The 12,517-nt window shown below is 41.6% G+C and carries 14 protein-coding genes; 1 reads left to right on the forward strand and 13 read right to left on the reverse strand.

Going from position 1 to position 12,517, the window contains the following annotated elements:
* Window positions 1–249: 249 nt before the first annotated feature.
* The 8 genes from nuoK to G3O09_RS02055 all read right to left on the reverse strand — a co-directional run bounded on the left by nuoK (window position 250) and on the right by G3O09_RS02055 (window position 5,910).
* The gene (nuoK, locus tag G3O09_RS02020; RefSeq protein ID WP_163099500.1) at window positions 250–564 is read right to left on the reverse strand and encodes an NADH-quinone oxidoreductase subunit NuoK; all 315 of its coding nucleotides are present in this window, start codon (window positions 562–564) and stop codon (window positions 250–252) included.
* Window positions 561–1,076 carry an NADH-quinone oxidoreductase subunit J gene (locus G3O09_RS02025; RefSeq protein ID WP_163099502.1) on the reverse strand — a complete coding sequence of 172 codons (516 nt, stop codon included), beginning with the start codon at window positions 1,074–1,076 and terminating at the stop codon, window positions 561–563. Before G3O09_RS02025 ends, nuoK begins: the two co-directional genes overlap by 4 nt.
* Window positions 1,073–1,492, reverse strand: a complete 420-nt coding sequence (nuoI, locus tag G3O09_RS02030; RefSeq protein ID WP_163099504.1) for an NADH-quinone oxidoreductase subunit NuoI — start codon at window positions 1,490–1,492, stop codon at window positions 1,073–1,075. The genes G3O09_RS02025 and nuoI overlap by 4 nt, the downstream gene beginning before the upstream one ends.
* Before the next feature lie 114 nt (window positions 1,493–1,606).
* Window positions 1,607–2,614 (reverse strand): NADH-quinone oxidoreductase subunit NuoH, encoded by a 1,008-nt coding sequence (gene nuoH / locus G3O09_RS02035; protein ID WP_163099505.1) that lies wholly within the window; start codon window positions 2,612–2,614, stop codon window positions 1,607–1,609.
* Window positions 2,614–3,714, reverse strand: coding sequence for an NADH-quinone oxidoreductase subunit D (locus G3O09_RS02040; RefSeq protein WP_163099507.1), 1,101 nt, complete (start codon window positions 3,712–3,714; stop codon window positions 2,614–2,616). The genes nuoH and G3O09_RS02040 overlap by 1 nt, the downstream gene beginning before the upstream one ends.
* Window positions 3,715–3,717: 3 nt before the next feature.
* The gene (locus tag G3O09_RS02045; protein WP_163099509.1) at window positions 3,718–5,031 is read right to left on the reverse strand and encodes an NADH-quinone oxidoreductase subunit C; all 1,314 of its coding nucleotides are present in this window, start codon (window positions 5,029–5,031) and stop codon (window positions 3,718–3,720) included.
* Window position 5,032: 1 nt separating this feature from the next.
* Window positions 5,033–5,545 (reverse strand): NuoB/complex I 20 kDa subunit family protein, encoded by a 513-nt coding sequence (locus G3O09_RS02050; protein ID WP_163099511.1) that lies wholly within the window; start codon window positions 5,543–5,545, stop codon window positions 5,033–5,035.
* Window positions 5,536–5,910, reverse strand: a complete 375-nt coding sequence (locus G3O09_RS02055) for an NADH-quinone oxidoreductase subunit A (RefSeq protein WP_163099513.1) — start codon at window positions 5,908–5,910, stop codon at window positions 5,536–5,538. The genes G3O09_RS02050 and G3O09_RS02055 overlap by 10 nt, the downstream gene beginning before the upstream one ends.
* 385 nt (window positions 5,911–6,295) lie before the next feature.
* Here G3O09_RS02055 and G3O09_RS02060 point away from each other — a divergent pair, with 385 nt between their 5' ends.
* Window positions 6,296–6,982 (forward strand): DUF421 domain-containing protein, encoded by a 687-nt coding sequence (locus tag G3O09_RS02060; RefSeq protein WP_163099515.1) that lies wholly within the window; start codon window positions 6,296–6,298, stop codon window positions 6,980–6,982.
* Window positions 6,983–7,639: 657 nt separating this feature from the next.
* On the opposite strand, the gene G3O09_RS02065 is transcribed toward G3O09_RS02060, so the two are convergent.
* The 5 genes from G3O09_RS02065 to G3O09_RS02085 all read right to left on the reverse strand — a co-directional run bounded on the left by G3O09_RS02065 (window position 7,640) and on the right by G3O09_RS02085 (window position 12,516).
* Window positions 7,640–8,044: a F0F1 ATP synthase subunit epsilon gene (locus G3O09_RS02065; RefSeq protein WP_163099517.1), complete on the reverse strand. Its 405-nt coding sequence runs from the start codon at window positions 8,042–8,044 to the stop codon at window positions 7,640–7,642.
* Window positions 8,045–8,068: 24 nt separating this feature from the next.
* Entirely contained in the window at window positions 8,069–9,466 is a 1,398-nt protein-coding gene (gene atpD / locus G3O09_RS02070) for a F0F1 ATP synthase subunit beta (RefSeq protein WP_163099518.1), read from the reverse strand.
* 80 nt (window positions 9,467–9,546) lie between these two features.
* Window positions 9,547–10,404, reverse strand: a complete 858-nt coding sequence (locus G3O09_RS02075; RefSeq protein ID WP_163099520.1) for a F0F1 ATP synthase subunit gamma — start codon at window positions 10,402–10,404, stop codon at window positions 9,547–9,549.
* Window positions 10,405–10,446: 42 nt separating this feature from the next.
* A complete protein-coding gene (gene atpA, locus G3O09_RS02080) occupies window positions 10,447–11,955 on the reverse strand; it encodes a F0F1 ATP synthase subunit alpha (protein WP_163099522.1) in 1,509 nt (502 codons plus the stop codon).
* Between the two features lie 24 nt (window positions 11,956–11,979).
* Window positions 11,980–12,516 (reverse strand): F0F1 ATP synthase subunit delta, encoded by a 537-nt coding sequence (locus G3O09_RS02085; protein WP_163099524.1) that lies wholly within the window; start codon window positions 12,514–12,516, stop codon window positions 11,980–11,982.
* Window position 12,517 lies beyond the last annotated feature (1 nt).

The raw sequence follows: 12,517 nt of genomic DNA on the forward strand, positions 1-12,517 counted from the left end.
TTTATTTTTGGCTCTTTCGTATTTTTTAAATAATAAAGCTTTTTCGTTGATTTCCGCTCCAGGCACTTGCTTTCCGCGGGGAGGGATGGGAGCCTCCTCGGCGTCGCCGCCTGTGGGGTCTCCCACTTCCCTCTTTTTCCCGCAGGAGTCAAGTGCCCTCCGCTACAATCAACTAAGATAGTGTTAAATTACACTAATAAAGCAACAAACTATACGAAAATAGCCTTATTTTTAGAGGAAAGTAGCTTCCTAGTGTTTCATCGTGTCCATTTCATCAATGTTGACCGTTTTACGGTTACGATATAACGCAATCAAAATAGCCAACCCCACTGCTGCTTCAGCTGCAGCCACCGTAATCGCAAATAGAGAAAAGATTTGACCAGTGATGGACGGAGTGACACCATATTTGCTGAATGCAACAAGATTGATGTTAACTGCATTCAACATCAGTTCAATAGATATTAAGACAATAACCGTATTCCTTTTCGTCAAGGCTCCATATAAGCCGATACAGAATAAGATCAATGCTAGAACCAGATATGCTGAAAGAGGCACAGACGTCATTGTTTCTCAGCCTCCTCTGGTTCATCCTTTTTCGCTAAAACGATTGCACCGACTAGTGCCACCAATAATATGACCGAAGTCAACTCAAAAGGAATCACATACTTAGAATACAGAGCCAAACCGATTTGTTCTGTATTATTTTCATGGAGATTCGTTTGCTGTGCTGGAATTTCTAAGTTATAAATCCCCATATAGACGGCAAAAGCAAATCCTGCAATGGCCAGCATCAACACTAGCTTACGGAATATGCCTGTCTTTTCAACACTTTCGTCATCATGTTTCGTGAGCATGATTCCAAACATCATGATGATCGTGATCGCTCCTGAATAAATCAAGATCTGCACCACGGCCACAAATTCAGCTGATAGCATCACATAAATGCCCGCAACACTGATGAAAGTGAATACCAAGGCGATTACCATATGGACGACCTTTGTAAGGTTAATTAATAGAATCCCACCTAATACAGCTACTAGAGAAAGAGAAATGAATGCTAAGAACTCGCCGCTCATGCCTTATTCTCCTTCCTAATATTCGTATCGTTTTCATCTAGCCATTCTAGGTTTTTGAACAACATATCCCTGCTGTATTCAGCCAGTTCGAAGTTATTTGTCATAATGATGGCTTCAGTCGGGCAGACTTCCGTACATAAATCGCATAAAATACAAATCTCGAAGTTTATATCGTATGTGTCGATAATCTTTCCTTTTTTCGTAGGATCGGGATGTTTTTTACCAGTTAAATTGATGCAATCAGTAGGACAAATGTTTGAACATTGATTGCAGACGATACATTTTTCCGGATAAAACTTTTGTATTCCTCTGAATCGATCCGGCAACGGAAGCGGCTCATCTGGATAATTATACGTCACTTTTTCACGGGTTAGGTTTTTCAGGGTATATTTCAAACCTTTAACCAATCCAAACATTTTTGTCACCCCTTGTTTTGTACTATCTTTAAAATGCTCGACATGGGAGTCGGTTGATAGTATTAGTTTTAACTTGGCAATCACCAAAGTTAAAGCTGTAGCTAGTCAATTTTATTACCATAGCTTTAAAAGTTCTTTTACAAGTGCAGTCAGGAATATATTCGCCAGGGCTACTGGAAGGAGAACCTTCCATCCAAACTCCATTAATTGGTCTGCACGTAGACGTGGGAATGTCGCACGGATCCAAATTAAGACGAAAACTACAACACTGAACTTCAATGCGAACCAAACGGCCCCTGGTATGAAATCAAGGAAAGGGAGAGCGTTCCAACCACCTAGGAATAATACCGTTGTTAAAGAAGCCATTGCAAAAAGGTACACATATTCCGCCAGCATGAAGAATGCCCAACGGAAGCCAGAGTATTCGGTATGGAATCCGGCTACTAGCTCTGATTCTGCTTCTGGTAAGTCAAATGGTGTACGATTTAATTCCGCTACGGAAGCAATGATAAATATTATGAATCCAATAGGCTGCATAATGATGAACCATAAGTCTTCCTGTGCTGCCACAATGGTATTTAAATTCAAGCTTCCAGCTACCAGAATAACACCGATTACGGACATGACGAGAGGAATTTCGTATGAAATCATCTGTGCTGCCGCACGCATTCCACCAAGCAACGCATATTTATTATTCGATGCCCATCCACCTGCAACAACACCAACCGTCGTAATTCCGGATATAGCAATATAGTAAAGCAAACCAACGCCAATATCAGCAAATTGTAATTTATCCGTTAATGGAATGGTCGCCAACACCATAAATGCTGGAGCAAAAGCGATGACTGGCGCCAAAATGAACAGTGGCTTGTCTGCAGCTTTTGGAATGGTATCTTCTTTTAAAAGCAGCTTTAATACGTCAGCCACCGTTTGTAAAAGTCCCCATTTCCCCCCAACCTGGTTTGGACCTTGACGAATTTGCATGAAGCCCATGACTTTTCTCTCTGCTAAAATCGCATAGGTTACAAAACCAAGTACGACCAAAAGTAAAACAACGGCTAACAAGAAAAAAATCGCGAAATTCATCAAGCCTGCTGAGGAATGCAATAAATCTGATATCATTAGCCGTCAACCTCCCCAAGTACAATGTCAATCGCACCTAATATCGTGATTAGGTTAGCGATGTTTTCACCCTTCAACAGTTTTGGAAGGATTTGCAGATTGTAGAAGGATGGTCGTCTGAATTTTAAACGGTACGGCTCTTTTTTTCCATCACTGGCAATGTAACAACCGATTTCACCACGTGGTGATTCGATTCGTACAAAAGCCTCTCCGGCTGGCGCCTTAATGATTTTAGGCACTTTCGCAAGGATTTCTCCATCACTCGGGAATTGCTCGACTGCCTGCTCAAGGATTTTTAACGACTCTTCTATTTCGCCAAGACGGCAATGGTAACGAGCCCATGCATCCCCTTCCGTACGGACTGGGACATCAAAGTCAAAACGGTCGTAAATGGAGTATGGTTCATCTTTTCGTAAATCCCATTTCACGCCTGTGCTTCTCAAGTTCGCTCCACTAAGTGAATAGTTCAACGCATCTTCTTTCGAATAAGTGCCTACACCAATTAAACGTTTCATGAAGATTTCATTGCCAGTCACAAGTTCATGATAACCCGCTAACTGTTCTCTCATATAAGGAACGAATTCTCGAACCTTCTGGATCCATCCTTCAGGAGCATCCCATTTCACGCCCCCCACCCGCATGTAGTTGAAGGTAAGTCGCGCGCCGGAAAGCTCATTCAACATGTTAATGATCATTTCTCTTTCACGGAATGCATATAGGAAAGGACTGATTGCCCCAATATCCAATAAGTAAGTACCCCACCAAACAAGGTGGCTGGCAACGCGTCCCAATTCCATCGAGATGACACGTAAGTATTCCGCTCGGTCAGGAACTTGCAATCCCATCATTGTTTCTACAGCATGGCATAGAACATAATTGGTCGTCATGGCAGACAAGTAATCCATTCGGTCTGTGTAAGGAATGATTTGTGTATATTGAAGGTTTTCTGCCAGCTTTTCCGTTCCACGATGCAAATAGCCTACTACAGGGGTTGCTTCTTTAATGATTTCCCCGTCAATTTTTATGACAAGTCGGAACACACCGTGGGTACTTGGATGCTGAGGTCCTACATTCAAGAGCATTTCTTCTGTGCGTATCATATGCTACACCTCTTCATCATACGGCTGATAATCTTTACGTAATGGATATCCAATCCATTCTTCTCCAAGAAGGATTCTCTTCAAATCTGGATGATTGGTAAATTGGATTCCTAGTAAATCATAGGTTTCACTTTCTGGCCAATTCGCCCCTTGCCATAATGGCGCAAGAGATGGAATCTCCGGATGTTCGCGATCAACTTTCACTTTTAACGCGACGGGTTGATTATTCTTATATGAGTAAAGATGTGCGTACACTTCCATATGCGTAACATAATCAGTCCCATGAATGCTAGAAAGATAGTCGAAACCTAACTGCTCATTGTACTTAAGGAATTCAGCAATCTTATAATAGCTATCTTTCTTTGCTACCAAAGTAGGAACATCTTTCGATAGTCTATTAATATAGGAAGATTCCAACATGTCTTTTCCTAAATTATCTTCTATCACTTTAATATATTTATCTAATAATGGCTGGTTTGGTGATGGTTGCACTTCTTCTAGTTGTTTATCTGTGGATGTACCCGTGGAAGCAGCCTTTGCTTTCGCTGCTGCGGCGGCTTTTGCCTTTGCGGCTGCGATGGCTTTCGCTTTTTCATCATCGCCTGCTGGCTCTGCTCCGCCTTGTTTTGCTAGTGCTGCTGCTTTCGCTTTTGCGGCTGCAGCGGCCTTGGCTTTTGCGGCTGCGACAGCTTTCGCTTTTTCATCATCGCCTGCTGGCTCTGCTCCGCCTTGTTTTGCTAGTGCTGCTGCTTTCGCTTTGGCTGCCGCGGCGGCCTTAGCTTTGGCAGCTGCGACGGCTTTCGCTTTTTCATCATCGCCTGCTGGTTCTGCTCCGCCTTCATTACTTTCTAGTTCGATCGCCTTCAACTTAGCAAGGGCAGCAGCTTTCGCTTTCGCGGCTGCAGCGGCTTTCTTCTTCGCTAAGTCTGTATCATCCTCTACAGTTGTTGCGGATGGTGCTTCTGCACTTTCTTGCTCCTTCGCCTTCATCTTGGCTAAGGCGGCAGCTTTCGCTTTCGCGGCTGCAGCGGCTTTTTGCTTCGCTAAGTCTAAGTCTGTATCATCCTCTTCGGTTGGGACGGATGGCGCGTCTACACTCTCCTGCTCCTTCGCCTTCATCTTAACTAAGGCGGCAGCTTTCGCTTTCGCGGCTGCAGCGGCTTTTTGCTTCGCTAAGTCTGTATCATCCTCTTCGGTCGATGCGGATGTAGCCAATGCAGCTCCTTGTTCCTTAGCTTTCATTTTAGCCAGGGCAGCAGCCTTCGCTTTTGCAGCCGCTTCTTTTTTTAATTGATCAAGGTCTTTCCCTTCACTCACGTTACATCACCTTCTTTCCGGTTTTTGCTTCGTGGCGAATCTTTTCTCTCAATTTATTAATCCCGTACATGAGTGCAGCAGGATTGGGAGGACATCCTGGTATGTATACATCAACTGGAACGATTTGGTCTACACCTTTTACGACACTATATGACTTGATATACGGTCCGCCTGCTGTAGCACATGATCCCATTGCAATGACCCATTTTGGCTCAGGCATTTGGTCATATAGACGCTTTACGATAGGTGCCATTTTTTTCGTTACAGTTCCAGAAACAATCATGACGTCAGATTGTCTAGGTGATGTTCGGAAAAAAGAGCCGAAACGGTCTAAGTCATAATGAGACGAGCCTACTCCCATCATCTCAATGGCGCAACAAGCTAAACCAAATGTCATTGGCCATAACGAATTGCTTCGAGCCCAAGCCTTGATTTGTTCCAAGGTTGCCATGAAAACATTTTGCCTTAACTCTTCCATTTCTTCTGGAGAAATTCCCTCTAACTTTAAGTCCATTTCAGCACCTTCTTTTTCCAAGCATAAACAAGTCCAATGATAAGCATAAATACGAAAATCATCATTTCAATCAATGCAAAAATGCCCAATTTTTCGTACGCTACAGCCCACGGATATAGAAACACTGTCTCTACGTCAAAAATGACGAACATCAGGGCAAAAATATAATAGCGGACATTAAATTGGACTCTCGAATCATGGAATGGTTCCATCCCACTCTCATACGTTGTATACTTCGCCTCAATCGGCTTGTACGGTCGCAACAATTTCCCTAAAAACAACGCCACAACCGGAAGCAATACCCCTAGACACAGAAACACAAAAACAATCAGATAGTTGTTCTGATACAGGTTTAATAGCTCCATGCCCATCCCCCTTTGTTTTTTAGTGTCAAACCATTAGAATCAATAAACTCTTAAAAAAACTGACCATTCAGAAATTTCAAATGTAACCGAATACATTATATCACTGATGGAAAAACGTGTCGATAATACCTGCCAATGTTTGCTAATAGTACACAATTTAAATATATGTCCAACTGTTGGGAAAAATTTGTCCAATTTAATGGAGATTTATTAATGAATCATTGGGTTTGATTATTCGAATGTTGTTTTTGACAGATCTTTCTTAACGTACTCTTGAGCTTTTGAAGTTTTGGCTCTTATCCACATACTCACAAATGAGCTAGTAAGGGTTGTTATTTTGGTAAATACTAATACAATGTAAAATTCTTGGAACAAAGGTGAAATCATGGAAAACATACTTGAAGCTGTTTTCAGATCTATAGCCAGTTATATTATTTTGATACTAGTTACTTATTTCGTTGGAAAGAATATAAATTCTCATAAAAACTACTATAGTTTTGCTTTTTCAGTAACCCTCGGGTCATTTATAGCCAACATGGGATTTAATATCAATATTGACTTTTTAACCTTCCTGTTTTCATTTACTACGGTCATTCTAATGTTCTATGTATCTTTACTATTATCCACTAGAAGCCAAAAGCTTCGAAAGTGGCTTTCTGGTCGACCTACTATTCTGGTTGAACATGGGAAAATACTTGATGAAAACATGAAAAAAATTAAATTCACTGTGGATGATCTCACTCAACGTATGAGAGAACTCGGAGTATTTGATATTAATGAAGTAGAGTTTGCATTATTAGAAGCAAGTGGTGAACTGTCCATCTTGAAAAGGAATGAATTTAAAGAAACTACAATAAAAGATTTCCATTTTCCATTGTCCAAAGTTCCCTTACCAATTGAATTAATTATGGACGGGAAGATAATTTTAAAAAACTTAAACAGCCACTATAATTTGCAATGGATTCAAAAGGAATGTGATAAAAGAAACCTGAAGGTAGAAGATATTTATTACGCAGTTATCAACAGTAATGGCTCGCTTTTTGTGGATACCTACTCTGTTACGAATCGTTAACCTTACGATGTAGATTGAAATCGGGGCTATTGTGGTGGATAAGTGGATGAAACGATGGATATTGGCACTTAATAATTCGTGAATGCATAAATTAGTGGATAAAATGTGGATTTCTTTAAAAAGTGAAGGGTAAATCCTCCGGATGAGAAGGATATCCGGTGGATTCTAAATGGTATCAGGGATATAGTAGTGGATAAATGAACGAAGTGGTGGATATCGGCTTTTAAAAAATAGTAAAGGCAAAAATAAGTGGATAAAATGTGGATTTCTCCAAAAAGTGTAGGGTAAATTTTGAAAAGTGAAGGGTAAATCCTCCAGAAGTGAAGGATATCCGGTGGAGTGTGTATGATATCAGGGCTTTAGCGGTCGGTAAATGAACGAAGTGATGGATATCGGCAACTAAAAAATAGTAAAAACAAAAATAAGTGGATAAAATGTGGACTTTTCCAAAAAGTGAAGGATAAATTTCAAAATGTGAAGGGTAAATCCTCCAAAAGTGCAGGATATCTGAGGGTAAGTGAATGATATCGAGTGTAAAGTGATTGATAAAATAGGGACCACAGTTGTCATAATATAACTAAAAAACACAACTCACAAATACTTTTCAGCCCAAATGAAAACAAGCAAAAACCCTTCCATCCGGAAGGGTTTTTTATATTAAAACTTACTTTCTGATATTGATATACGGTTGATGGCACGTTTTAAAGCGAGCTCTGCACGTTTAGCATCAACGTGTTCTTGTTTGTCCTGCAAGCGCTTTTCAGCACGAGCTTTAGCAGCTTTTGCACGAGCAACATCGATATTTTCAGCTCTTTCAGCAGTTTGTGCAAGAATTGTCACCTTATCAGGACGAACTTCTAAGAATCCACCGTTTACTGCGATGTAATCTGTTCCGTCTTCCTTTTTAAGGCGAACAGCACCAATTTCAAGTGGAGCAACCATTGGAATATGACCAGGCAAAATTCCTAGGTCCCCGCTTTTCGCTTTTGTGCTGACCATTCTTACGTCTGCTTCATATACTGGGCCATCGGGAGTAACAACACTGACTTGTACCGTCTTCATTCCATACCCTCCTAGGTCCCTTTATTACGCCATTTGTTTAGCTTTTTCAACCACTTCTTCGATTCTTCCAACTAGACGGAATGCATCTTCTGGAAGATCGTCGTACTTACCTTCTAAAATTTCCTTGAAGCCTTTAACAGTTTCTTTTACAGGAACATAAGAACCTTTTTGTCCAGTAAACTGTTCAGCAACGTGGAAGTTTTGAGATAAGAAGAACTGGATACGACGTGCACGACCTACTACAAGCTTGTCATCTTCAGAAAGCTCATCCATACCTAAGATAGCGATGATATCTTGAAGTTCTCTGTAGCGTTGTAGTGTTTGCTGTACGCGACGTGCTACTGAGTAGTGCTCTTCTCCAACAACTTCAGGTGTTAATGCACGAGAAGTTGAAGCAAGAGGATCCACCGCTGGGTAGATACCCATCTCAGATAGTTTACGCTCAAGGTTTGTAGTTGCATCTAAGTGAGCGAATGTAGTTGCTGGAGCCGGATCCGTGTAGTCATCGGCTGGAACGTAAATCGCTTGGATAGATGTTACAGAACCTACGCTTGTAGATGTGATACGTTCTTGAAGCTGACCCATCTCAGTTGCAAGAGTTGGTTGGTAACCAACGGCAGATGGCATACGACCAAGTAGGGCAGAAACCTCAGAACCTGCTTGAGTAAAGCGGAAGATGTTATCGATGAAGAATAACACGTCCTGACCTTGCTCATCACGGAAGTATTCAGCCATTGTCAAACCAGTTAGGGCAACACGCATACGTGCTCCAGGTGGCTCGTTCATTTGTCCGAATACCATCGCTGTTTTCTTGATAACTCCAGAATCAGTCATCTCGTGGAAAAGGTCATTTCCTTCACGAGTACGCTCACCAACACCTGCGAATACGGAGATACCACCGTGCTCTTGTGCGATGTTGTTGATCAATTCTTGGATAAGTACTGTTTTACCTACACCAGCACCACCGAATAGACCGATTTTCCCACCTTTGATGTAAGGTGCAAGAAGGTCTACTACTTTGATACCAGTTTCTAGGATTTCAACTGTAGTTGAAAGTTGCTCGAATGTAGGAGCTAGTCTGTGGATTGGATCACGACGAGCGCCTGCTTCGATTGGGCTTTCTAAGTCAATATTTTCACCTAATACGTTGAAAACACGACCTAAAGTAATATCACCTACAGGTACAGAGATAGGAGCACCTGTATCTAATGCTTCAGCACCACGAGTTAATCCGTCCGTTGAAGCCATAGCTACTGTACGAACTGAATCATCACCAAGATGAAGGGCTACTTCTAGAGTCAAGGTTTCGCCAGTCGCTGCTTTTTGTACTGTTAACGCGTTATAGATCGCAGGAAGTTGACCGTTATCGAACTTTACGTCAACAACCGGACCTGTTACTTGGGTAATGCGTCCTTTATTCATCGTTTTCCCTCCTAACGTAACATTTACGGGTCAATCAAGATACACCGGCAGCACATCGAACAGCTACCGGTATCCATTTCCTATTCTAATGCAGCTACACCGCCGACAATCTCAGTGATTTCCTGAGTGATTGCTGCTTGACGTGCACGGTTATATTGTAGGGATAGAGAGCTAATAAGTTCTTTCGCATTGTCAGTCGCGTTTTTCATTGCTGTCATACGCGCTGCATGCTCACTCGCTTTTCCATCCAATAACGCTCCATAAATTAGACTTTCCGCATATTGAGGAAGCAAAGCTTCCAAAATTTCTTCTGCAGAAGGTTCGAATTCATAAGATGTAAGCTTTGTGGAAGTCGCAATTTCCGTTAATGGTAATAGCTTCTTCTCTGTTACGTCTTGTTGAATCGCACTTACATAATGGTTATAACATAAGTACAGTTCGTCGAAAGTTCCCTCTGAGAACAATCCGACTGCTGACTTTGTAATCTCATTAATATCTGCAAAGGAAGGCTGGTCAGGTACACCGGTTCTTTCCAACACGACATTCATGCCACGTTTTTGGAAGAAATCACGACCTACACGACCGATGGTGATGATTGCATACTCATCTTGAGATTTATGGCGTTTTTTAATGGTTTGAAAGACGTGACGAAGGATGCTGCTGTTGTAAGCTCCTGCAAGTCCACGATCAGATGTAATTACAAGGTAACCCGTCTTTTTAACAGGACGAGATACAAGCATCGGATGAGTCACACCTTTACTACCAAGCGCGATGCTGGCAACAACTTCTTGGATTTTGTCCATGTAAGGTACGAATTTTTTCGCATTCCCCTCAGCACGGTTCCATTTAGCTGCAGATACCATTTCCATCGCTTTTGTAATTTGGCTCGTCTTTTTTGTGGAATTAATACGAGTCTTTATATCGCGTAAAGATGCCATCGATTCTCACCATCCTTTTCATTTTCATTAGACTTCAAACGATTATTCAGAAACAATAAATGTCTTTTTGAAATCGTTGATCGCAGACACGATCTCTTCGTCTTTTGGAAGATCGCCAGTCGTACGGATATGGTCTAATAAAGCTGAACGGTTAGAATCTAACCAGTTTAAGTACTCGCTTTCGAAACGACGGATATCTTCAACTGGAATGCTATCTAAGTGGCCACGAGTTAATGCATAAAGAATCATAACTTGCTTTTCCACTTTTAATGGTTTATTTAGATCTTGTTTCAGTACTTCTACAGTACGAGCACCACGAGCAAGCTTAGCTTGAGTTGCTTTATCTAGGTCAGAACCGAACTGTGCGAATGCTTCAAGCTCACGGAAAGAAGCAAGGTCAAGACGCAGTGTACCTGCAACCTTTTTCATTGCTTTAATTTGAGCAGATCCACCTACACGTGATACGGAAAGACCAGCGTTGATCGCAGGACGTACGCCTGAGAAGAATAGGTCTGATTGCAAGAAGATTTGTCCATCAGTGATGGAGATTACGTTAGTTGGGATATACGCAGAGATATCTCCAGCTTGTGTTTCAACGAATGGAAGTGCAGTGATAGAACCAGCACCAAGAGTGTCGTTCAATTTAGCTGCACGCTCTAATAAACGGGAGTGCAAGTAGAATACATCCCCTGGGAATGCCTCACGACCTGGAGGACGGCGTAATAATAGTGAAAGCTCACGGTATGCCGCAGCTTGCTTAGAAAGATCATCATATACAACAAGTACATGTTTACCGTTGAACATGAATTCTTCACCCATAGTAACACCTGCATAAGGAGCTAAGAATAATAGCGGAGCAGGTTGAGAAGCAGAAGCTGTTACTACGATAGTGTAATCTAATGCACCATGCTTACGAAGAGTTTCAACTGCTCCACGAACAGTAGACTCTTTTTGACCGATCGCAACATAAATACATACCATGTTTTGATCTTTTTGGTTCAAGATTGTATCGATCGCTACAGATGTTTTACCTGTTTGGCGGTCACCGATGATTAACTCACGCTGTCCACGTCCGATAGGTACAAGAGCGTCAATCGCCTTGATACCAGTTTGAAGTGGCTCGTGAACTGATTTACGGTCCATAACCCCAGTTGCTGGGCTTTCAATTGGACGAGTTTTAGTCGTGTTGATTGGTCCTAAACCGTCAACCGGTTGTCCAAGAGGATTTACAACACGTCCGATTAATTCTTCACCAACTGGAACCTCCATGATACGTCCAGTACGACGAACCTCGCTACCTTCACGGATTTCTTTGAAAGGTCCAAGAATAACGATACCTACGTTATTCTCTTCAAGGTTTTGTGCCATACCCATGACACCATTTGAGAATTCTACGAGCTCTCCAGCCATTACATTGTCAAGACCATGAACGCGCGCGATACCGTCACCAACAACGATTACAGTACCTACATCGCTTACTTTAATTTCTGACTGATAGTTTTCAATTTGCTTTTTAATCAGCGCACTGATTTCTTCAGCTTTGATGCCCATGAATTTCACCCCTATCTACGAATGTTATCCTAATAGTTGCTGCTCAAGGCGCTCAAGCTTGCCGCTTACGCTTCCGTCAAAAATACGGTTGCCAATTCGAAGCTTAATGCCACCAAGAATGCTACGGTCTACTATATTTTCAATTCTTAATGTCTTTTTACCAACTTTTGCAGCAAATGAAGTAGAAACGGCTTCTTTTTCTGCCTCAGTTAGTGGACGAACAGAATAAACTTGCGCTTCTGCCACTGATTTGAACTCATTTGCAAGTTCAATGAATTCCGATGCCATTGCTGCAATAGCGTCCGTTCTATGACGATCATTCATCAAGGCAATCGTATTTTGAACTTGAATAGATGTATTGGAAAGAACTTCTTTAATGAAAGATTTTTTCTGTTCAGAAGAAACTTTCGGGTGTGTTAAGAACGTTACCAGTTCTTGATTATTAGAGAAAACTTCTTTAATTACGCGAATTTCTTCTTCGATTTGATCGAGAAGATTTTGTTCTTGAGCAATTTGAAAAAGAGCTACGGCATATCTCTTTGCTACTGAAGTATCGCTCATA

Source organism: Peribacillus alkalitolerans (assembly GCF_010882125.1).
In the GTDB taxonomy this organism is placed as follows: Bacteria; Bacillota; Bacilli; order Bacillales; family DSM-1321; genus Bacillus_BN; species Bacillus_BN alkalitolerans.